This window comes from Spirillospora sp. NPDC047279 (assembly GCF_040643285.1).
In the GTDB taxonomy this organism is placed as follows: Bacteria; Actinomycetota; Actinomycetes; order Streptosporangiales; family Streptosporangiaceae; genus Spirillospora.
This window is the reverse complement of record NZ_JBEYUA010000001.1, coordinates 365,899-386,629: the sequence shown is the minus strand read 5'-3', so window position 1 is coordinate 386,629 and position 20,731 is coordinate 365,899. Positions and strand designations below refer to the sequence as shown.

Genomic DNA, 20,731 nt, shown 5'->3' with positions numbered 1-20,731 from the left:
GGAGATGGACCTGGGTGGACGGGCCGCGGTCGCGCCCCCGCTCCAGCACCTTTGCTGGTGGTGAGCGCCCGTTCCTCGGCCCGGGGGCGAGTGGGAGGCCATGAGGTCGGCTCAAGGAGGAAGCCTGTGATTCGGACCGCGATCGTTCTGGGCAGTACCCCGGCCGGGACGGCGCCGGTCCGTGGCACAGACCCTCAGCACCGAGGCATCGTGGTTCCGAATCAGCGGTGCGCAGCCAGGTGCACGACAGTTCACCGGAGGTGTGAGCTTGGCTGCCGGTCGTGGACGGGTGAACGGTCGTCGGTGTCCGTGGATCACGGTCATTCGTCGATGGTGAGTCGTTCGATGGCTTTGCGGCGGTCGTCGTCGGTGGGCAGGCTGTAGCGTCCGGCGGTTTCGACGGACTGGCCGAGGATCTCGGCGACGAGTGCGATGTCGGCGCCCTGGCGGGCCATGGTGGCGCCGGCGGTGTGCCGCAGAACTCGCGGCGTGAAGACGCCGTCGCGCCCCAGGGGCAGGTCGGCGGCCGCGGCGATGTCGCGCAGGACGGTGTAGGCCGAGCGGGCCGACAGGCGGCCGCCGCGCCGGTTGAGGAACAGCGCGGAGTTGGTGCCGGCACCCTTCCAGCCGCGCCGTTCCGGGAGCCATTCCTCCAGCGCCGTGCGGAGCTCGGGGTGCAGGGGGATTTCCCTGGATCTCCCGTGCTTGCCGTGACGGACGATCAGGAGACCTTCGTCGGCCGGAAGACGGACGTCGCCGATGTCCAGGCCGGCGGTCTCGCTGATGCGGATGCCGGCGTAGAACACGGTGTAGGTGATCGCCTTGTCGCGCGGGGCCGCGCGGTCGGCTTCTCGGAGCAGCCGGATCTGGTCGTCCCTGTCCAGGGCGCGAGGCTCGGTCGGGGGCAGGTCGGCGCGTTCCGCCGCGGCCGGGCCCAGCCCGCGGCGGCGGTAGAAGTCGTCGACAGCGGTCAGGTGTGAGTTGATGGTGGCGGGTTTGCGCCTGGCCACCGTCTCCAGGTGGGTGCGGTAGTCGCGGGCGGCCCGGTCCCGGGCGGCGGGCTCGGTGAGGGGGTCTCCCTCGATCGTCCCGGCGGCGAAAGCGGCGGCGAGCCAGGCCAGGTATTGGCGGACCCGGGAGGCGTAGACGCGTACGGTGCCGGCGTCCAGCGCCCCGCTCGGCTGGGTGAGACCGCGCTCGTAGACGGCGAAGACGGCCTGCAGCTCTTGCGGGAGCGGGGTCGGCCGGGCACCAGGCCGCCGCTCACGGTGTCGTTGGGAGGACGACGTATCGGAAGCCACCCTCGAATCTTACTTCAGATATTCCTGAATATCGGAAGTCTCATGTAGGATGAGGATATCCGGCACGACGGCATCCCCATCCTGAGGCTGACCCGCCATTCCGGCTCATCCCGACAAAGGGGATGCACATGCCGACCTTCGACCGCGCTCGCCGCCCCGGCGATTCCGGGACACCGGACCTGCCGGCCTCCCGGACCGGCCAGGCCTGGCCCGTTGTGATCGCGCTGGCCACCGCGGTCGTGTTCGTCGTCTTCCTGGTCCACGCCGGCCTGTCGCTGGCGGTGGTCATGGCGCTGGCGACCGTGGTGGCCGCGACGATCCTGGTCACGCTCGTGACAGGAACCGCCTGGCTCACCCGGCTACGCGACCTCGCCCCGCATCCGCGGGGACACCACTGACCCCTCAGGCCCACCCACTCGATCACAGACCCCCCGAGCCGCATCCGACCTCCTGGCGGCGCTGTTTCTGCCAGGTCGACGTGTCTCCCACCGATCGGAGATCACCATGACCGTCACAGCGACCGCGGCCCCCACCGCGGCCCAGGAATCACTGGCCCCTGCCGATGTGAGAACGCCCGCCCCGCGGCGCCCCGGCCGTACCGTCGTCGCCCTGAACGGCGCGCTCGACGTCGCCGCCGCTCCGGCCCTGCGCGAGCACCTGCGCGGCGAACTCGCCCACAGCGCGCGGCTGCTGATCCTGGACCTGGGCGAAGTGGTGTCATGCGACGCGACCGGGCTGGCCGTCCTGATCGGCACGCAGCGACGTGCCACCGGGGCGGGCGTCACCCTGATCCTGGCCGCCCCCACACCGCAGATCACCAAGCTGCTGCGCATCACCCGGCTCGACCGAGTCCTGACCGTCCACCCCACAGTGGACGACGCCATCGCCCAATCCGCGGTGCACGCCGTCTAGGAACGACGCCCAGGACGGCTCCTTCCAGGGAGCAGAGCCCGTCCGGCGGGACCGTCGAGGCCGCACCCGGTGTGGCCGATCTCGGCGCCCGAGCATGGACTCTGATGACCGGGGAAGGATGACCGCCTCTGACGAGCCAGGCTTCGGTGGCGGCGCAGCGATGACCGACGCGAGGGACCGGCGGGCGGAAACCTCGCCGACGGTGTCAGGGCCGCCCGCCGGGCGCCCCGTGGACGTTCGCCATGGCCGTTCCGATCCACCTGACCGCGGGCTGTCCGCTCGGATGTCAGGGCGTTTGCGATCGGTGTGGCATCTGCTTCGCGCGACGGTCCGCCAGGCATGGGCCGATCGTGTCCTCGGGCTGGCGGCCGAGGCCGGATTCTGGGCGTTGTTGTCGCTGACACCGTTGCTGCTGGTGCTGGTGGCGGCCATCGGATACCTGACTCCCGTCTTCGGGGCGGACGTCGTGACCGAGGTGGAGACGCGGATCCTGACCGCCGCCGAGCAGGTGCTGGCGCCGACGGCCGTCGACCAGGTCCTCAAGCCCGTGCTGGCGGACGTGCTGCGGCACGGTCGTGGGGGGATCGCCTCGGTCGGCTTCCTGCTGGCCCTGTGGACCGGGTCGACGGCGATGAGCACCTACGTCAACGCGATCGTCATCGCTTACGGGATGCGCGAGGTGCGTTCGGCCCTCCGCGCTCGGGCGCTGGCGTTCGGGCTCTACCTGGGGGCGCTGGCGGTGGGAACGATCACGCTGCCCCTCCTGGTCGCCGCCCCCGACTGGATCATCGCCGCCGCGTCCGGCGAGGCTCGCGACGTGGTCAGACCGGTGGTGCGGTACGGCTACTGGCCGTTCCTGATCGTCGTCTGCACCGCCGTGCTCGTCACGCTCTACCACCTGGCCACGCCGGTCCGCGGACGCTGGCTCCGCGACCTGCCCGGCGCCGTCGTCGCCATGTCGTTGTGGCTGATCGGCAGCATGACGCTCCGGTTCTTCCTGTCGGTGGCCATCACCCACGACGCCACGTACGGCGTGCTGGCGGCACCCGCCGCCGCCCTGCTGTTCCTGTACGTCACCGCGTTGGCGGTGCTGCTCGGCGCCGAACTCAACGCCCAGTTGAGCAACGCCCGGACAACCCGCTGACGCCCTACCGCGACCCGCTGACTCCCTACCGCGACCCTCCACAACAATCCGTGGAGACGCGGGCGAATCTCGCCCTCGTGCGCGGAGCGCTCAGCCCGCTCATGGCCCTGGTGGAACGCCGGCTCACCGGCGGCGACGAGGGCACCACGGGGGGCGGCCTGCTGCTGCGCTGATCAGGCGTCGGCCGGGCGGGGTTCGATGGCTTGGGTGAGGGCGGTGAGGACGGCGGTCACGGCGGGCGGGTCGGGTGGGTCGCCGTAGGTGGCGGCGTGGATCTGGCGGCGGAAGCCGGCGATCTCGGTGGCGTGGATGTCGGGCCGGCGGTGGGCTTGCAGCGCGAGGCCGGGCAGGGTGGTGACGCCTATGCCGGCGGCGACGAGGGCCTGGACGACGACCATGTCGTCGCTGTGCGAGCCGATGCGCGGGGTGAAGCCCTCGTTCTGGCACATGACGCCCAACTCCGCCTGGCACCGGTCGCAACCGCCGATCCAGGCGGAGTGGCGGTGGTTGGCGAGGTTGTCGTCGGGTCGCCTGCTGATGAGGTAGATCGGGTCGTCGCCGACGTGGACGAGGCGGAATCCGTCCTCGACCGGGGCGTCGGCGAAGCGGAAGACGAGGGCGACGTCGATCTCGCCGTGCCGCAACATCTGGAGCGCTTCGACGGGGTGGCGGTCGAACAGGCTCAGCTCGAGGCCCGGATGATCCTGGGCCAGCGAGGCGGCCGCCTTCGGCACGAGCGTGCTCAGCGTGGAGGCGTTGGCGGCCAGCCGGACCCGCCCCGACCGCAGGCCGACCTGGGCCGCCAGTTCGTTGGTCGCCGCGTCGACCCGTCCCAGGATCTCGGCGGCACGGTTGGCCAGCAGGCGTCCTTCCGGTGTGAGCCGGATCCCGCGGCCGATCCGCTGGACGAGCTTGACGCCGGTGGCCGTCTCCAGGCGGGACAGGTGGTGGCTCACGGAGGGCTGGGAGTAGTTCAGCTGCTTCGCCGCTTCGGTGACCGAGCCGTGTCGGGCCACCGCGGCCAGCACCTTGAGGTGGACCAGGTTGAGCATTGATTAAGAATATCAATGAACGACCTGAAGGTTTGGCATTAGACGTCATGTTGGGTTCGAGACATGCTTGTGCTCGACGGGAAGGCCATGGCGAAGGCCACCACGAGGAGGACATGGCGATGAGCACGGGTATGGGCAAGGTGACCTGCGAGCTTTCGATCTCGCTCGACGGGTACTCGGCCGGGCTCGACCAGACCGAGGAGCGTCCGTTCGGCGATGACGGCGGCGACGGCTGGGGCGACAGGCTCCACGCCTGGTACGTCGAGGACCCCGAGGTGCACCGGGCCGAGCACGACCGGATGATGACGGCCAAGGCGTTCATCATGGGCCGCAACATGTTCGGCCCGGTGCGCGGCGAGTGGGACCGGCAGTGGAAGGGCTGGTGGGGCGACAACCCGCCGTACCACGGCCCGGTCTTCGTGCTCACCCACCACCCGCGCGAGCCGCAGCCGATGGACGGCGGCACCACGTTCCACTTCGTCACCGACGGGATCGAGGCCGCGATGAAGCGTGCGCGCGAAGCGGCCGGGGGCGGCGACATCTCCGTCCACGGCGGCGCGAGCACCGTCAACCAGTACCTCGCCGCGGGGATGATCGACGAGCTGCGGCTGCACATCGTGCCGATGACGCTCGGCGGCGGCACGCGCCTGTTCGACGGCGTCCCGCGGCTGAACCTCGAGCAGGTGGGATCGCGGGCGGCCGGCACGGTCACGCACCTGACCTACAACGTTCTGCGCTGACCCCCTCAAGGAGATCACCATGAAGATCGACGGCACCCTGCAGACGTTCATCGACGACGTGGAGGCCATCGTCGGCGACACCGACGACGAGCACCAGATCACCGAGCGGGTCGCGGCGTCGTTGTCCGCGCTGCTGGCCGGCGGCTACCGGCTCCCGCCCGAGCTCACCCGGCCATCGGACGAGCACCACGTCAACTACCCGCTCTACATCGCTCCGGGCGGAGGCTGGTCGCTGGTCTCCGTCGTCTGGAACGTGGGTCAGCGCACGCCCGTGCACGGACACGAGACATGGGGCGTCGCCGGCATCTACTCGGGAGCCGAACGCGAGTACCGCTACGAGAAGCCCACGGCGGCCGGGACGTGCGGGCCCCTCACGCCGGCGGGCGAGCACGTGTGGGAGCGCGGTGAGGTCACCGTGTGCTGCACGACCGACGACGACGTTCACAGCGTCGCGGCCGTCGGTGACGTTCCCACCGTCGGGATCCACGTCTACGGGGCCGACATCGGCGCCATCGAGCGCCGGTCGTACGACCCGGCGACGGGAGAGGCCCACTGGTTCGTCTCCGGCTGGAACGCCCCTCCGGAGGTCGAGCTGCCTGAGCCGGCGAATGCCCGGTGACCGCTCGCTCCGGGCCGGACTCGGCCGCGCCATGCCTCCGGGCGTGGCGCGGCCGCTCGTTCTCGCCGGCGAACGGCGATGGCTTCGGGCGGTCGCCCGAAGCCATCGGTGCCGATCGTGTCAGCGGAGGCGCTGGTACTCCTCCCAGGTGCGGATGGGCACCTTCGGGCCGTCGTCCTTGCCGCGGCCGGCGAGCCCGTTCAGGCCGAGGTAGTAGTCACCGACCTGGTGCTGGGCCTGGGCGGAGAGGTCGGTGTCGTTGATGGCGTTGGCGTGGATGTGCCACGGCCAGTCGCCCTGCCTGGGGCTGCGCACCCAGGCCGCGAAGCCGACGCGGCGCAGTTCGCGGACGACCTTGACGCGGGTGGCGGAGCTCATCCCCTTGACCGAGATGTCGACGACGCCGCCGCCGTCGTGGGTGCCCGCGGACGTGGGGTCGCCGCCGGGGTTGTAGGACCCCTGGTCCAGGACGAGCTTGCGGCCGCCGAGGCGCTTGCTCGCCTCGGCCAGCATCTTCTTCGTACGGGTGTTGATGACGTACTTGCCGCTGGGCACCCGGGCACCCGGGGTGATGACGTGGGTGACCTTGAAGCGGCCGGCTCCGAGCTTGGTGAGGGACGTCTTGCCCGGCAGGCCGTTGGCGTCGACCCCCTTGTAGCCGAGCGACTTCTGGTACTTCGCGAAGGCGGCGACCGTCGTGGTGCCGTAGTAGCCGTCCACCCACTTGGCGGCGAGCAGCTTCCGGTCGCGCAGTGCCTGCTCGACGAGGAGGACGCCGGCCTTGGCGCCCGGCGTCAGGGTGTCGTCGGGCCGCCGCGGGTCGATCTGGGCGGCCTTGACGGTGGCCTCCATGTTCACGCTCGGAAGGGCCTTGGCACCGGCCGTCTGAACGGCCGATGTCTCGCCCCCGCCGGCCAGTCCGGCCAGGGAGGCGAGCGCGCCGGCCGCCACGAGGGCGGCGGCGTATATGGGGAGCTTCATCATTTCTCCGGATCGCAGGAACGTCGGGGCGATGCCCACGGCGAGTCCACCGGATGTGATCACCGACGCACAAGAAGATCGACATTGTCCAGCCAGGTCAGGACGAATCGGAGCGGTGTCCGGACAATTCCAGGTCAGGAGGAGGAGGCGGCGGGGGTGAGGGCGGCCTGCATCGCGGCGCCGTCGATGTAGGAATGCTTCTCCTTGACCGCGCCGTTCTCGACCAGGACGAAGTCGGCGAGATCGATCTCGAACGGGGGGCCGGACGCGGAGGTGCCGGTCAGTTTCCACTGCACGACCCAGAAGTCGTCTCCGGTGCGCAGGGAGACGAGCGTGAACGCCAGGTCGGGGACGAGCGCGAACGTTCCCGCCGCCGCTTCGCGGATGGCCGCGGGGCCGTGCGCGGGGGCCTGGCCCGAGTGCACGTGGAAGACCGAGTCGGGTGTGTGGAGCTCGGCGATCCGGTCGGGGTCACGGGCCTCCCAGCAGGCGTGGTAACGCTCGAAGAGCTCACGGGTGGTCATGGGGCGCGCTCCCGATCCATAGACAAACAGACAGGCTGTTTGTAACCTGGCGCTCGGACGTTCGTCAAGCGAGGGCGGGCTGGACGCATGGAGTCAGGCGCGGTCGGTACGGGGTCGCGCACGATGGCCGACCTGGTGCCGTTGGCCGCCGCGGCGTACGGGACGGGCCCGGCCCTGCTCTTCAAGGACGAGGGCCGCTGGAAACCGGTGAGCTACGGGCGGTTGTGGGAGGCCGTGGCGGAGGTCGGCGGCGGGCTGACCGAGCTGGGCCTGCGCCCCGGCGCCAAGGCGGCGATCCTGGCCAACTCGCGGCCCGAATGGACGTACGCCCATTTCGGCGTCCTGACGGCGGGAGCGGTGTCGGTCTCGGTCCACCAGGCGGCCTCCGCCGAGGAGTGCCGCCACATCCTGGAGCACTCCGAGACGGAGCTGATCTTCGTCGAGGACGGCGTCCAGCTCGGCAAGATCCTGAGCGTCCGCGACCGGCTGCCGCGGCTGAGGCACATCGTCGTCTTCGACCCGCCCGCGGGCGCCGGCGGCGTCCTCTCCCTGGACGAGGTGCGCCGCGTGGGCAGGGCGGCGGGCCCGGCGGAGCTCACGGCGCGGATCGCCGCGGTCGGCCCCGGACGGCCGTGCGTCATCATCTACACCCCCGGCACGACCGGGACGCCGAAGGGGTGCGTGCTCTCGCACGGCAACTACCGGGCGGCGGTCACGATGATCGCCGCCAGCGGCACGGTCGTCCCCGGCGACCGCGTCTACCTGTTCCTGCCCCTGGCGCAGGCCTTCGCGGCCGTGGTCCAGTTCGCCTCGATCGACCTGGGCTGCTCGATCGCGCTCTGGGAGAAGGACCCGCAGAAGATCATCTCCAACCTCGGAGAGGTCCGGCCCACCTACCTCCCCGCGGTCCCGAGGATCCTCGAGAAGATCTACGTACGGGCGACGGCCCAGGCGGGCGACCCGGCCCGGGTGCGGGAGGACGTGGAGATCGGGCTGCGGGCGCGGGCCCTGCTGGACGCGGGCACCGAGATCCCCGAAGACCTCCGGCGGTCCTTCGACCGGGCCGAGGAGACCTTGTACCGCAAGGTCCGCGCGCTGTTCGGGGGCCGGATCCGCCAGTGCACCTCGGGGGCGTCGCCCGTCGCGCCGGAGATGCTCGACTTCTTCCACGCCTGCGGCGTCCCCGTTCTCGAGGCGTACGGGCTGACCGAGACCGCCACGGTCGCGACGGCGAACGCGGCCGGCGGGTTCCGGCTCGGCTCGGTCGGGAGGCCGCTGCCCGGCGTCGAGGCGACGACGAGCGAGAGCGGCGAGCTGCTGCTCCGCGGCCCGAACGTCTTCGGCGGCTACTACAAGGACGAGCCGTCGAGCCGCCGGGCCCTTCAGGACGGCTGGTTCCACACCGGCGATCTCGCCTCGATCGACGACGGCGGTTACGTCCACCTCACCGGGCGCCGCAAGGACGTCATCATCACCTCGGGCGGCAGGAACATCGCCCCGGCCAGGGCGGAGAAGGCCCTCAGGGAGAGCCGGTGGATCTCGCAGGCCGTTCTCGTCGGCGACCGCCGGCCCTACCTCGTCGCGCTCATCACCCTCGACCCGGACGAGGCGGCGGGTTACGCCGCCGCGAACGGCCTCTCACCGGAGACGGTGACCACGTCGTCCGGGATCCGCGAGGTCGTACGAAGGGAGGTCGACCGGGTGAACGCGGGTGCCGGCCGCGCGGAGCAGATCAAGAGGTTCGCGATCCTGCCGGGAGGCCTCTCGGTCGAGACCGGGGAGCTCACCCCGAACCTGGAGGTCGCGCGCCCGGTGGTCCACACGATGCGCCGGGACGTCATCGACTCCCTGTACGGCATCGCCCCGCCCGGCCGCTGAGCTGCCGCTCTGTATACTGACTCGCCCCTTCCACCGTGAGCCAGCCAGGACGAATGAGCGCCGACCGCCGTACCCAAGCCGAGCGCTCCGCGGCGACGCGGCAGGTGCTGGTCGCCGCCGGTCGCACGCTGTTCGGCCAGGACGGTTACGGCGAGGTCAGCACCGTCGCGATAGCGGACGCCGCCGGGGTGAGCCGCGGCGCGATGTACCACCAGTTCACCGACAAGCGGGACCTGTTCGAGGCGGTCTTCGAGGACGTCGAACGCAGCCTGGTCGAAACCATCGGCTCCGCCGTGGCCGCGTCGGGGTCGACCGACCCGCTCGACCACCTGATCGTCGGCTGCCTCGCCTGGCTGGACGCCTCGTCGGAGCCCGAGGTGCAGCGCATCGCGCTCCTCGACGCCCCGGCGGTGCTCGGCTGGGCCCGCTGGCGCGAGATCGAGCTCCGGCACACCATCGGCCTCGTGGAGGCGACCCTCGCCGCCGCCGTCGAGGCGGGCCGCATCCGTGACCAGGCCATCCGGCCGCTCGCCCTCGTCATCGTGGGCGCCGTCGACGAGGCGGCGCAGTACCTCGCCAACTTCGGCGACTCGCCGCAGGAGGAGCGCGACATCAGGTCGGTCATCGAGCAGCTCATCGCCGGTCTGGCGATCGAGAACTTCTGACCGCCGCCGCGTTCGCCGCCGTCGGGCGAATGACGTGGTTTCGGCCCTGCTCGATCGTCGAAGCGGGATAGCGTGGGGGGCCCGAGCCGGTAGCCCACCCCAAGGGGATGAACGGCATGTGCGCTGAACAGCAGGGCGACCGGGCGTCCGCGACAGACGCCGTTCCGGAATCCGTGCGGGATGCGGTGGAGTCGGTCCGGGTGGCGCTCTGGCGTGACCACGCGGTCAGATCCGCCGAACGCGAAGTGGCCGAGCAGTGGCTCAAACGCCTGAGGAGCCGGTTGCGATTCGCGTTCGAGGAGTGGCAGGCCGTCCGCCATGAGCGGGAAGCGTTCCAGCGTGAGCTGGAAAAGGCGCGGGCCGGCGACGACCGGGGCCGGGTGGCCGCGCTCACACCGCTGGCCGAGCAGGCCAGGGCCAACGACCTCGACGCGCATCAACGCTACCGGCTCGTCGCGAACGCGGTGGTCACGGAGATGTGCCGCATCCGTGAAGCCATCATCGGGATGAACCGCGACTACCTGGCCCAGATCAGGGATCTGCAGCTGGCCATCGACACCGTCGACGCGGCTCTCGGCCTCCCCCTCCCACCGGTGACCCGGCATCCCGACCAGCCGCCCCGGGACGAGACCGGCTGACGTCACCTGCTCACACTGCCTGCTCACTGCTGCACACACCGCCTGCTGACACCGCCTGCTCACGCTGCTGCACACACCGCCTGCTGACACCGCCTGCTCACGCTGCTGCACACACCACCTGCTGACACCGCCTGCTGAGACCGCCCGGCTGGACGCCGTGGGGCGTCAGATCGTCGGCGTGCCGGGGCTTCGGGGCGCGGCGGCGGTGAGGTCGTTCCAGTGGATGACGTCGTCGCAGGTCGCGTCGAGGAGGGCGGGGTCGTGGCTGACGAGGAGGGCGCCGCGGCGGCCCTCGTCGGTCTGGGTGCGGATCAGGTGGACGAGGGTCGCGGCGCTGGAGGCGTCGAGCATGGCGGTCATCTCGTCGCAGAGCAGGTAGCGGGGGTCGGAGCCGAGAGTACGGGCCAGGCAGGCACGTTGGAGCTGGCCGTCGCTGACCTCGTGGGGACGCCGGTCGAGCAGGTCGGGGGTGAGGCCGACGAGGTCGGAGAGCCGGTCGGCTTCGCCGGCGGGGGCGTCGGCGGGCAAATGCGCGGCGACGATGCGGCGCAGGGTGTGCCTGGGGTCGGCGGCGGCGCGGGGGTGCTGGAAGATGACGCCGACCCGGCGGCGCTGGGCGGCGGGGGCGGCGTGCCGGAAGCGGTGGACGGGGTCGCCGTCCAGTTCGAGGCGTCCGGCGCGGGGCGGGTGCAGGAGGGCCAGCACGCGGATGAGCGTCGACTTGCCGCACCCGCTGGGGCCCTGGACGCCGATGACGCGTCCGGGAGCGAGGCTGATGGAGATCCCGGGCAGGACGTCGGGGCCGCGGCGGTACCCGGCGACCAGGCCGGTGGCGGTCAGCATGCGTCCTCCGCGGGTTCTTCCGCGCGGGCGGCCGGGACGCGGGGGCGGGCGCAGGCCAGGCTGCGCCGCGGTGTGACCGGGGCCAGCGCGGGATCGTCGGTGCAGGTCTCGCGTTCGGGGCAGCGGGCGCGGAAGGCGCAGCCGGACGGCAGCGCGGACAGGTTGGGCGGGTGGCCGGGCAGCGGCCTGAACCCGCGGCCGGGGGTGGCATCGAGCAGGGCCCGGGTGTACGGGTGCAACGGATCGGCGAACATGTCACCGGCCGGGCCCTGCTCGACGATCCGGGACGCGTACATGACCGCGAGATCGGTGGCGGCGCGTTCGGCGGCGGCGATGTCGTGGGTGATGAGCAGGATCGCGCGGCCGTCGTCGGCGAGGGCGCGCAGCGCGTCCATGGTGTGGTCGACCAGGGGGCGGTCCAGGCCGGACGTGGGTTCGTCGGCGAGGATCACGTCGGGGTCTCCGGCGAGGGCGAGCGTGAGCACGGCTCGCTGCGCCATGCCGCCGGACAGTTCGTGCGGGTAACGGTCCAGGGCGGCGGGGGCGAGCCCGACGGTCTCGGCGAGGCGGTCGGCCTCCCGGTCGCGGTCGTCCACGTCGGGCCGGAGGGCGCGCAGGGTCTCGGTGAGCTGGGCGCGCACGGTGCGGACGGGGGTGAGCGCGGTGGCGGCGGACTGCGGCACCAGCGCGACCTTGCGTCCGCGGACCCGGCGGGCGAGCGTCCGTTCGGGCGCGGTGGTCAGCTCCAGCGGACCGTCAGGCGTGTCGAGCCGGACGGCGCCGCGGATCTCGGCGTTGCCGGGCAGCAGCCCGAGGAGTGCCGCGGCCAGGACGCTCTTCCCGCAGCCGCTCTCGCCGACCAGGGTGAGGAGGCGGCCGGGACGGAGCTCGAACGAGGCGTCGGTGACCGCCTGCACGATGGAGTCGCGCAGCCGGAACCGTACCGACAACCGCTCGGCACGCAGCAGAGGCGGGGGCGGCGTCGCGCCGGCCGGGTTCGCCGGGTTCACAGGGTTCGCCGGGTTCACAGGGCCAGCTCCGATCGGCGTCGGGGAACGAGGCGGTCGCGCCACCATCCGGACAGGCCCGCGACCGCGAGCGTGACGGCGATCAGCACGCCGGCCGGTGCGGCGATCGTCCACCAGGCGCCGAGCAGCACGTCGTCGCGGCTGTCGGCGACCATGGTGCCGAGGCTGGGCAGGTGCGGCGGCAGGCCGAGGCCGAGGAAGCTGAGCGCGGTCTCGTGCCAGACCGCGTGCGGCAGCAGCAGGACGACGGCGAGGGCCGACTGCGGGGCGACGGCGGGCAGCAGGTGGCGGGTGAGGACGGTCAGCCGGGACGCGCCGCCCGAGATCGCGGCGTCGATGTACGGGCGGGAGCGCAGCGACAACACCTCGGCCCGGACGATCCGGGCCACGGTCGTCCAGTGCGTGAGCGCGACCGAGGCGATGACCGCGATCAGCGATCCCCGGTACAGCGCCACGATGAGGATGCCCAGCAGCAGGTGCGGGACCGCGTTGAAGCCGTCGACCAGCCGCATCACGACCGAGTCGACGACCCCGCCGGCCGCGCCGGACGCCGCGCCGACCAGGGTGCCGAGGACGGTGGCGATCAGCGCGCAGGCCAGGGCGACCATCAGCGACACCCGCGCTCCGGCGGCGGCGCGCACCAGCACGTCGCGTCCGGAGTCGTCGGTGCCGAACGGGTGGCCCGGGCTCGGCGCCTGCCGTACCGCGTCGTAGTCGACCGTGGTCGTGGCGGCGTCGGTGAAGAACGGCAGCACGACGATGACGGCGATCAGCGGCACGAGCAGGGCCAGTGCCGTCAGCACGCGCACGCGCGCGGACACCGCCGCGCCCGGCCGGGCCGTTCCGCCGGGGCGGCGCCGGCCTCCCGGCCGCCACCGGTCGTGGGCGTCCGTCGTCTTCTGCGTTGTCTTCTGCGTCTTCTGCGCGGCCTCAGCCATCGGCGGTCACCCTCGGGTCGATCAGCAGGACGGCGACGTCGGCGCACAGGTTGCCGATCAGCACGGCGGCGGTCGCGAGGAGCGTCAGCGCGACCAGCAGCGGGAAGTCGACGTTCAGCCCGGCCTTGACCATCGCGCCGGCGACGCCCGGCCAGGAGAACACCTCCTCGACCAGCACCACGCCGGTGACCAGTTCGGGCAGGCGGGTGCCGACGGTCGTGACGAACGGGAGCAGCGCGGTCGGCAGCCCGTGCCGCAGCACGATCGTGCGCTCGGGCAGGCCGCGCGCCCGTGCCGCCGCGACATGGTCGTCGCCGAGCCCGACCAGCAACTGCTGCCGGACGGTCAGGATCAGCCACGGCAGCTGGGAGATCGCCAGGACGAGCGCCGGCAGCGCGAGGTGCTGGACGGTGGACAGCGGACCGCCCTCACCGCTCGCGTCGCTGACGCCGCCGGCGGGCAGCAGCGGCAGGGCGACCGCGAACACCGCGATCGCGCCGAGCCCGAGCAGGAAGGTCGGCAGCCCTTCCAGCGAGTGCGCGAGCGTGACGACGAACCGGTCGATCCAGCCGCCCTGCCGCCACGCCGACCACACGCCGAGGCTCAGGGCGATCACGACCGCGAGGGTGAGGCCGGTGCCGGCCAGCAACATCGTCCAGGGCAGCCGTTCGGCGATCACCTCCCCCACCGGCTGGCCGAAGCTGCGGCTGGTCCCCCAGTCGCCGCCGAACACGCCGCCCAGCCAGTGCCCGTACTGCTGCCAGACCGGGTCGTCGAGGCCGAGCTCGGCGCGCGTGCGGGCCACGTCCGCCTCGGCGGCGGTGAAGATCCGCGTCCCGTAGTACTGGTGCACCGGGTCGAACGGCGAGGCCGCGCCCAGCACGAACACCAGGCCGGAGACCACGCCCAGCAGCGGGATCGCGATCGCCAGCCGCCGCGCCGCCATCAGCACGGCGAGCCGCAGGCGGCTCGGGGAGGCGTCCTTGCGCACGGGCGGGGCGGTGGTGCCGTCCGCCGCGGTGGCCACGGTGGTCGTGCCGCCGGTCGTGCCGCCGGTCGTGCCGCCGGTCGTGCCGCCGGTCGTGCCGCCGGTCGTGTCGTCGGTCGTGCTCATGCGGGGCGCGACCACTTCTCCAGGTTCCACCACGGCCCCCACGACAGGACGCCGTGCACGTGCGGATCCACCACCTGCTGGTAGCCGGTCCACTGGCCGCGCGTCACGTAGCTGTGGTCGAGGAACACCAGGAAGACCCACGGCGGGTTCTCCATGAGGCGCCGCTGCACCGCCTTGTACGCGTCCGCCCGCGCGGAGGCGTCGAGCGTGCGGCGCCCGCGGTCGAGGGCGGCGTCCACCTGGGGGTCCTTGTAGGAGCCCGGGTTGTTGAAGCCGTCCTCGGCCTGCGAGGAGTGCAGCAGCCCGTACGCCACCAGGTCCGGGTCCAGGGACGTTCCGCCGCCCATCAGCAGCGCGTCGTCCTTCATGCGCGGCTCGATCGCGTCCCAGCCCAGCCCGACCAGGTCGACCTTGATCCCGACCTTGCCGACGTCCGAGGCGAACCCGTTCGCCAGCGCCTTGCGCACCGAGTCGCCCGCCGGGTACATCAGCGTGAAGCGTGCGGCCTTGCCGTCCTTGGAACGTACGCCGCCCGCCCCGGCCCGCCAGCCCGCGGCGTCCAGCACGCGCGCCGCCTCCGCCGGGTCGTGCCGGAACGTCGCCGACGGTTCGGCGAACTCGCCCAGCACCTGCGGGACGGGCCCGTACGCGGGCTTGCCGCGGCCCGACAGCAGCGCCCGGATCATCCCGTCCCGGTCGACCGCCATGTTCAGCGCCCTGCGGATCGCCAGGTCGGCGGTGACCGGGTTCTTCTGCGGCAACATCACGCCGCGGTAGTCGGCGCTGGCGTGGTGGTACGTCGTGGTCCCGGACCTGCCGGCGAACGTTCCCGCCAGCGCGGGCGGCAGCACCGTGCCGTCGAAGTCGCCGCGCGTCATCCGCTGCGCCCGGGTGTTGTCGTCGGGCACGAACAGCACCGTCAGCCGCTGGATCTTCGGCGCCCCGCCCCAGTAGGCCGGGTTGGCCGTCAGCACGAGCCGCTCGCCGCGCCGCCACTCGGCGAACCGGTACGGGCCGGTGCCGACCGGGCGGCTGTTGATCGGTGCGGCCTCGGCCTTGCCGCCGGTCACCGCCTCGGACGGCACGATGCCCAGGATGAGCTTGTGCGGGAACGGCGCGTACGGGTGCTCGAGGCGGAACTCGACCGAGTCCGTCCCCTTCTGCCGCACGTCGGCGAGCATCCGGTAGGAGGACGCCACCGGCGACGCCGCCTTCGGGTCCAGCAGCGCCTTGTAGGTCGCGACCACGTCCTCCGGGCCGAACGTGGACCCGTCGTGGAACCTCACGCCGCTCCGCAGCCGGACCGTCCACGTCTTCCCGTCCGCCGACGGCTTCGGGGCCTCGGCCGCCAGCGCCGGCCGCGGCCGCCGCTGCGCGTCGTGCGTCGTCAGCCCGTCGAAGATCTTGCTCATGCCCTCTTCGGCGAACCCCATCAGCGGGCTGAGCGACTCGTCCTCGTACGGGTCGGCCAGAACCAGCCCGTCGGCGTTCGACGTGCTCGTGGGCTCGGCGCACGACGCCAATCCCACGACGAGGCCCATCGCGCCGAGCGCGGCGCCGAACCTGGACGTTCCACCCCAAATCCCACCCATGCGGGGAAGCTAACCGTTGCCGCGCCCTTATTGCAAGGTAGTCGCAACTGCGTACACCATGCAATACGCCACATCCCGGCGGGTGGCGGGCGGGCCAGGGCATCCTGGACAATGCTGATCTTGCTTGGCGGAAGGGGGCTGGATGCGCATGGACCTCGGGCGGATCACGGCGAAGATCGACTACCTGCTCTCCCGCGACGACGTCGTCCATCCCCCCAACGTGATCGCGGACTGGGACGCGGAAGGGCTTCGCGAGCCGCTCTCGGACGAGCGCCTCACGCCGGACGAACGCCTCCTCGGCTCCATCGCGGGCCGTCACATGGGGCAGCTGGACTTCTACGCCGCCAAGGACCGGTACGAGCGGCTCGTCGATGATTCGGAGACGGAGTGGGAGGGCGAGCACGACTGGATCTGCGTCGGCGAGTCCGAGCTGGCCACCACGACGGCCGTCCTGCTGCACGCCCGCACCGGGGAGACGGTGCTGTACGACTCCGACGCCTGGGACTGGGGGCCCTGGGACAACTTCATCCTGGTGAAGGAGTCGTTCGCCGCCTTCGTCGACGACGTCGTCCTCGGTCTCGACTACCGGCGGCTGTACTACCAGAACTGGGTGGAGCTGACCGCCGTCCTGGACTCGGAAGACCTCGAGTTCCCCGGCATATACGGAGACCCCTGGTACCTCCTGCTGCGGGAGATGCACGCGGACCTCTTCGGCGGGCAGCCCGTCTCCAGGAGCAGGCGGAAAGAGCTTGTCCGCCGCATCGAGAAGTACTTCGAGGACCCCGACGAGAGCTGAGGCCATATGCCGACCCGCGAGGAATACCTCCGGCTTTGGGGCGAGGACAACACCGTCTCCTTCCCGCTGGACGAATGGAAGTCGAGGCAGTCCGCGCCGGCCGGGTCATGGCCCGAGGTGGATCTGCTTCCCATCGACCTGCCGGTGGCCTTCACCGCCTATCTCGACGGCGAGTACGCCCCGTTCGCGGAGGTGGTGCACGAGGTGGAGAACGGTCCCCGGACGTTCGTCGTCCTCGGCAGGGCGCCCAGGCCGGAGACCTCGTTCTTCGTGCTGGACCCGGATACCGGGGTGGTCCACCTCTTCGGCTCCTCGGACAAGGCCCTGGAGGAAGTGAACTCGTCGTTCGCGGCGTTCGTGCGGTTCCTCTTCCGTTTCGCGCAGTTCGTGGAAGCCGATGACGGCCAGGCGACCCGTCCCGCACGGGCCGACGTTCTCGAACGCGAGTTGCGGGCGATCGACGCCGGCGCGCTCGAACGCGCTGAGAACTGGTGGAACAAGGCCGTCATCGACTTCCTCAGGTACGAGCCCGCGTAGCGACTCCGGGAGACTAAAGGTGGTCCCGGGGGATGCTGAGGTTCCAGTTCTGTGAATGGACGCGGTCGTCGTTCTCGTAGCCGTCGAGCTGGGCGTGCACGTGGAAGTCGTCCTCGGTGCAGGTCAGCACGGTCCGGGTGACCGTGCGCGTGGCCCACTCACCGCGGCTGAACGTCATCGTGGAGACGACCTCGCCGCGGGCGGAGGTGAAGTCCTCGGCCACCCAGCTGTAGCGCTGCTCGACGCGGCGCCCGACGTCCAGGTCGATGGCGTCGAAGCGCTGGACGCCGCCGTCCTTGACGACCTCCAGCGCCGACTCGTAGCCCACCAGGTCCCGGGAGACCCGCCACTGCTGGTCGCCGGGGAGCACCTGGACGGTGGGCATCGGGGGCGCGCCCTCGGGCTCGTCGAACGGCCGGGGCGAGACGTCGTCCGACTCGGCCACCGGCCGTACGGGCAGGATCAGCCGGCTCGCGCCGGTGTGCACGGTGAGCCGCGCCGGGCGCGGGGGCGGCCAGGCCAGCGGCCAGTACGAGGTCGACAGCGAGAGCCGGATGCGATGACCCGGCGGGAACGCCTGGGCGACGCCGTTGAGCCGGACGCGCACGCGGTAACGGCGGCCCGGCTCCAGCGGCGCGGGCTCCTCGTCGCCGTCCCGGTGGGTGAGGTTGAGCAGGCCGTACGTGACGCGGGTGGCCCTGCCGTCGGGGTCCACGTCGGAGAGCCTGGCGGCGATCATCGCCACCGGCTCGGTGGCCGTGACCTCGAGTTCGGCGACGGGACCGCCGAGGATCTCGCAGGTCTCGGTGAGCACGTCGCTGTCGAAGACGAGGGAGCCGCCGTCCTCCTCGCGCTGGTCGTACGGCAGGTCGGGCGGCGCGCTGTAGGAGCACCACTTCCCGGCGAACTGCCCGACCGAGAGGGGCGACTGGACGGTCAGCTCCTTCTCGGGCACCTCCTCGTCCAGGCGGGCGATCCGGTGCGGGGCGAGCGGCAGGTGGTCGCGCCGGATGTGCGGGGAGGGCCAGGACGGCTCGCCGACCCAGCGGCCGGGACGTTCCTCGTACGAGGTGGACGGCGGCACGCTGTCCTGCATCCAGGTGCGCAGCATGGGGCCGTCCATCACGTCGTTGTCCTCGTCCTTCAGCCACCGGTCCCACCACCGCACGACCTCCTGGAGGAAGCCGATGGCCGGGCCCGGCTCCCCCAGGTGCGGGTACTTGTGCGACCACGGGCCGATGAGCCCCTTGCGGGGGACGTCGAGGTGCTGCATCAGCCGGAAGACGGCGTTGGAGTAGCCGTCGGCCCAGCCGCAGACGGCGTAGACCGGGCACTGGACGGCCTGGTAGTCCTCGCCGACCGAGGCCCGGCGGTAGTAGTCGTCGCGGCGCTGATGGCCCAGCCAGTTCTCCAGCCACAGGCCGCTGCCCTCCAGCCGTTCCCTCCACATGTCCCGCCAGCGGTCGCCGACCAGCGCCGGGTCGGGCGGGCAGGTGGTGTAGGCGAACATCGTGGACGCCTCGGCCAGGTTGTCCGACAGCAGGCAGCCGCCCATGTAGTGCATGTCGTCGACGTACCGGTCGTCGGTGAAGGACGCGATCACGATGGCGCGCAGGCTCGGCGGGCGGCGCGCGGCCACCTGGAGCGAGTTGAAGCCGCCCCACGAGATGCCCATCATGCCGGTGCGGCCGTCGCACCAGGGCTGGTCGGCGAGCCACGCCAGCACCTCTTCGGCGTCGCGGTGCTCCAGCTCCAGGTACTCGTCGGTGAGCACCCCCTCGGACTCGCCCGTGCCGCGGATGTCGACGCGCACGCAGGCGTAGCCGTGGCCCGCCATGTACGGGTGGTGGATCGAGTCGCGCACCGCGGTCAGGTCGCGCTTGCGGTACGGGATGTACTCCAGGACCGCGGGCACCGGCTCGTCGTCGGACGACACCGGGCGCCAGATCCTGGCCGCGAGCCGGGTCCCGTCCGACATCGGGATCCACAGATGTTCGTCTTCCTTGACCGCGTAGGGCAGTGCGGTGACTTCACGCATGGTCGTCCCCCCAGACGTGTTGCGGGTCTCCTGTTCTCAGTCGTCCGTTCTCGGTCGTCCGTTCTCATCAGTCGTCGAAGGTGAAGGCCAGCGCCTCGACGCAGCGCTCGTACTTCTCGCACAGCTCCGCCTCGTCGTCGGCGGCGACCGAGATGTGCGCGAGCTCGTGGCTGTAGGGGTCCTCGGCGCGCGGGGACTCCGAGAGCCGCTGCCCCACCTCCACCAGGGGGTTGATGCTCACGCCGGGGATCTCGCTCTCCGCCCGGGTGATCTCCTCCTCGGTCGCCCGGCCGCGCACGACGCCGTCGTCGAAGCGGCGCAGGTACCACTTGGCGGCGAGGGCGTACGGGCCCTGGCGGTAGGGCAGGCTCGGGTCGCGGCCGAGCGCGAGGCTGAGCATGCAGTGGTGGTTGGCGGCGCCGTCGACCTGCTCGAAGAGCCGGGCGTGCGCCTGGGAGTGGCGCGGGTTGATCTCCAGCAGGCAGACGTCGTCCGTCTCCGGGTCGCAGAAGTACTCGATGCTGAACGTCGCGTCGTTCAGGCCGATCTGCGCGATCACCCGCTTCGAGACGTCCTCCAGCCGGTGCCGCGTCCCGGGCGGCAGCTGGGACGGGTACTGGTGGCGCAGGAAGTTGGACCGGCCGGGGTAGGTGAGGGAGTCGAGGATGCCGTAGACCGTGATCTCGCCGTCACGGACGTAGCCCTCGACGGCGGCGCGGGGACCCGACATGGCCTCCTCCGCCAGGCAGGCCGCACCGCCGGCCGCGGCGATCTCGGGCGGCAGGTCGTCGAGCGAGCGGAGCACGTGGTCGAACGGCTCGCCCATGCGGCCGACGCCCTCGCGGATCTGCGCGACGGCGTCCCGGAACTCCTCGTCGTCCTTCACGTGGAAGGCGAGCTCGGAGTCGACCGACTTCACCGGCTTCAGCCACATCGGGTAGCGCATGCCCTCGGGACGCCGCTCGGCGCCGTCGAGGTCGAGCAGCGCGAACCGGGGGTGGGCGTCGGTCACCTTCTGCTGTTCCAGCCGGCTCCAGTACTTGTGCTCGCACTTGAGGACCGCCTCCAGGCTCGGGCCGCGCAGCCCGAAACGGCGGACCAGGATCGGCACCATGGTGCTGACCGGGAAGTCCCAGTAGCCGACGACGGCGTCGATGCTCCCGTCGAAGTCCTCCAGCTGCCGCTGCGCCTTGTCCAGCAGCGCGGCGAGGTCGATCTCGCCGTACAGCAGCTCCTTGTGGCCGAGCAGCGGATGGAACCGGCACTCCGCGGCGTACGGGACGTCCAGAAGGACGTCGAGATTCTCCTCTTCCAGCCCGAGGACAAAGACATTGGGGGGTTCCATCCATGAACTCCTTATTTCGGGTGGAGGCGGACTATCCGCAGGAACG

The 20,731-nt window shown here is 71.6% G+C and carries 21 protein-coding genes; 10 read left to right on the top strand and 11 right to left on the bottom strand.

Translation table 11 applies throughout. From position 1 onward, the window contains the following. Positions 1–320 precede the first annotated feature (320 nt). Positions 321–1,301, bottom strand: coding sequence for a tyrosine-type recombinase/integrase (locus ABZ810_RS01905; RefSeq protein WP_358397955.1), 981 nt, complete (start codon positions 1,299–1,301; stop codon positions 321–323). A gap of 128 nt (positions 1,302–1,429) precedes the next feature. On the opposite strand from ABZ810_RS01905, the gene ABZ810_RS01900 reads away from it, so the two are divergent. From ABZ810_RS01900 to ABZ810_RS01890, 3 genes are all read left to right on the top strand, one after another. Continuing rightward, the gene (locus ABZ810_RS01900; protein ID WP_358397953.1) at positions 1,430–1,699 is read left to right on the top strand and encodes a hypothetical protein; all 270 of its coding nucleotides are present in this window, start codon (positions 1,430–1,432) and stop codon (positions 1,697–1,699) included. Positions 1,700–1,805: 106 nt separating this feature from the next. Then, entirely contained in the window at positions 1,806–2,213 is a 408-nt protein-coding gene (locus ABZ810_RS01895; RefSeq protein WP_358397950.1) for an STAS domain-containing protein, read from the top strand. 304 nt (positions 2,214–2,517) lie between these two features. Further along, the gene (locus ABZ810_RS01890; protein WP_358397947.1) at positions 2,518–3,357 is read left to right on the top strand and encodes a YihY/virulence factor BrkB family protein; all 840 of its coding nucleotides are present in this window, start codon (positions 2,518–2,520) and stop codon (positions 3,355–3,357) included. 173 nt (positions 3,358–3,530) lie between these two features. On the opposite strand, the gene ABZ810_RS01885 is transcribed toward ABZ810_RS01890, so the two are convergent. Continuing rightward, positions 3,531–4,409, bottom strand: coding sequence for a LysR family transcriptional regulator (locus ABZ810_RS01885; RefSeq protein WP_358397945.1), 879 nt, complete (start codon positions 4,407–4,409; stop codon positions 3,531–3,533). A gap of 119 nt (positions 4,410–4,528) precedes the next feature. Between ABZ810_RS01885 and ABZ810_RS01880 the strand changes: the two genes are divergently transcribed. Both ABZ810_RS01880 and ABZ810_RS01875 read left to right on the top strand, forming a co-directional pair. Beyond that, positions 4,529–5,149 carry a dihydrofolate reductase family protein gene (locus tag ABZ810_RS01880; RefSeq protein ID WP_358397942.1) on the top strand — a complete coding sequence of 207 codons (621 nt, stop codon included), beginning with the start codon at positions 4,529–4,531 and terminating at the stop codon, positions 5,147–5,149. A gap of 19 nt (positions 5,150–5,168) precedes the next feature. Next, a complete protein-coding gene (locus ABZ810_RS01875; RefSeq protein ID WP_358397940.1) occupies positions 5,169–5,768 on the top strand; it encodes a hypothetical protein in 600 nt (199 codons plus the stop codon). Between the two features lie 120 nt (positions 5,769–5,888). Here ABZ810_RS01875 and ABZ810_RS01870 read toward each other — a convergent pair whose 3' ends face one another. Together ABZ810_RS01870 and ABZ810_RS01865 are read right to left on the bottom strand one after the other, a co-directional pair. Continuing rightward, positions 5,889–6,749, bottom strand: a complete 861-nt coding sequence (locus ABZ810_RS01870) for a peptidoglycan-binding protein (protein WP_358397938.1) — start codon at positions 6,747–6,749, stop codon at positions 5,889–5,891. Positions 6,750–6,883: 134 nt separating this feature from the next. Next, positions 6,884–7,273 (bottom strand): nuclear transport factor 2 family protein, encoded by a 390-nt coding sequence (locus tag ABZ810_RS01865; RefSeq protein WP_358397936.1) that lies wholly within the window; start codon positions 7,271–7,273, stop codon positions 6,884–6,886. Positions 7,274–7,360: 87 nt separating this feature from the next. Here ABZ810_RS01865 and ABZ810_RS01860 point away from each other — a divergent pair, with 87 nt between their 5' ends. The 3 genes from ABZ810_RS01860 (at position 7,361) to ABZ810_RS01850 (ending at position 10,454) form a co-directional block, all read left to right on the top strand. Continuing rightward, the gene (locus ABZ810_RS01860) at positions 7,361–9,151 is read left to right on the top strand and encodes an AMP-dependent synthetase/ligase (RefSeq protein ID WP_358397934.1); all 1,791 of its coding nucleotides are present in this window, start codon (positions 7,361–7,363) and stop codon (positions 9,149–9,151) included. 53 nt (positions 9,152–9,204) lie between these two features. Beyond that, positions 9,205–9,816, top strand: a complete 612-nt coding sequence (locus tag ABZ810_RS01855) for a TetR/AcrR family transcriptional regulator (RefSeq protein WP_358397931.1) — start codon at positions 9,205–9,207, stop codon at positions 9,814–9,816. Between the two features lie 107 nt (positions 9,817–9,923). Beyond that, a complete protein-coding gene (locus ABZ810_RS01850; protein ID WP_358397929.1) occupies positions 9,924–10,454 on the top strand; it encodes a hypothetical protein in 531 nt (176 codons plus the stop codon). Between the two features lie 165 nt (positions 10,455–10,619). On the opposite strand, the gene ABZ810_RS01845 is transcribed toward ABZ810_RS01850, so the two are convergent. Genes ABZ810_RS01845 through ABZ810_RS01825 form a run of 5 tightly spaced genes read right to left on the bottom strand, consistent with a single transcriptional unit; the run spans position 10,620 to position 15,969 of the window. After that, the gene (locus ABZ810_RS01845) at positions 10,620–11,297 is read right to left on the bottom strand and encodes an ATP-binding cassette domain-containing protein (protein ID WP_358397927.1); all 678 of its coding nucleotides are present in this window, start codon (positions 11,295–11,297) and stop codon (positions 10,620–10,622) included. Next, positions 11,291–12,307 (bottom strand): ABC transporter ATP-binding protein, encoded by a 1,017-nt coding sequence (locus ABZ810_RS01840; protein ID WP_358397925.1) that lies wholly within the window; start codon positions 12,305–12,307, stop codon positions 11,291–11,293. The genes ABZ810_RS01845 and ABZ810_RS01840 overlap by 7 nt, the downstream gene beginning before the upstream one ends. 14 nt (positions 12,308–12,321) lie before the next feature. Then, the gene (locus ABZ810_RS01835) at positions 12,322–13,263 is read right to left on the bottom strand and encodes an ABC transporter permease (protein WP_358397923.1); all 942 of its coding nucleotides are present in this window, start codon (positions 13,261–13,263) and stop codon (positions 12,322–12,324) included. Next, positions 13,256–14,377: an ABC transporter permease gene (locus ABZ810_RS01830; protein WP_358397922.1), complete on the bottom strand. Its 1,122-nt coding sequence runs from the start codon at positions 14,375–14,377 to the stop codon at positions 13,256–13,258. Before ABZ810_RS01830 ends, ABZ810_RS01835 begins: the two co-directional genes overlap by 8 nt. Further along, positions 14,374–15,969: an ABC transporter substrate-binding protein gene (locus ABZ810_RS01825; protein WP_358397920.1), complete on the bottom strand. Its 1,596-nt coding sequence runs from the start codon at positions 15,967–15,969 to the stop codon at positions 14,374–14,376. Before ABZ810_RS01825 ends, ABZ810_RS01830 begins: the two co-directional genes overlap by 4 nt. Positions 15,970–16,111: 142 nt before the next feature. Between ABZ810_RS01825 and ABZ810_RS01820 the strand changes: the two genes are divergently transcribed. Together ABZ810_RS01820 and ABZ810_RS01815 are read left to right on the top strand one after the other, a co-directional pair. Continuing rightward, positions 16,112–16,765 (top strand): hypothetical protein, encoded by a 654-nt coding sequence (locus ABZ810_RS01820; RefSeq protein WP_358397918.1) that lies wholly within the window; start codon positions 16,112–16,114, stop codon positions 16,763–16,765. Between the two features lie 6 nt (positions 16,766–16,771). Continuing rightward, the gene (locus tag ABZ810_RS01815; RefSeq protein WP_358397916.1) at positions 16,772–17,302 is read left to right on the top strand and encodes an SUKH-4 family immunity protein; all 531 of its coding nucleotides are present in this window, start codon (positions 16,772–16,774) and stop codon (positions 17,300–17,302) included. 13 nt (positions 17,303–17,315) lie between these two features. Here ABZ810_RS01815 and ABZ810_RS01810 read toward each other — a convergent pair whose 3' ends face one another. Both ABZ810_RS01810 and ABZ810_RS01805 read right to left on the bottom strand, forming a co-directional pair. Then, positions 17,316–19,340 carry a CocE/NonD family hydrolase gene (locus tag ABZ810_RS01810; RefSeq protein WP_358397914.1) on the bottom strand — a complete coding sequence of 675 codons (2,025 nt, stop codon included), beginning with the start codon at positions 19,338–19,340 and terminating at the stop codon, positions 17,316–17,318. Between the two features lie 67 nt (positions 19,341–19,407). Then, complete coding sequence (locus ABZ810_RS01805) at positions 19,408–20,685, bottom strand: ATP-grasp domain-containing protein (RefSeq protein ID WP_358397912.1); 1,278 nt, start codon at positions 20,683–20,685, stop codon at positions 19,408–19,410. Positions 20,686–20,731: the final 46 nt, after the last annotated feature.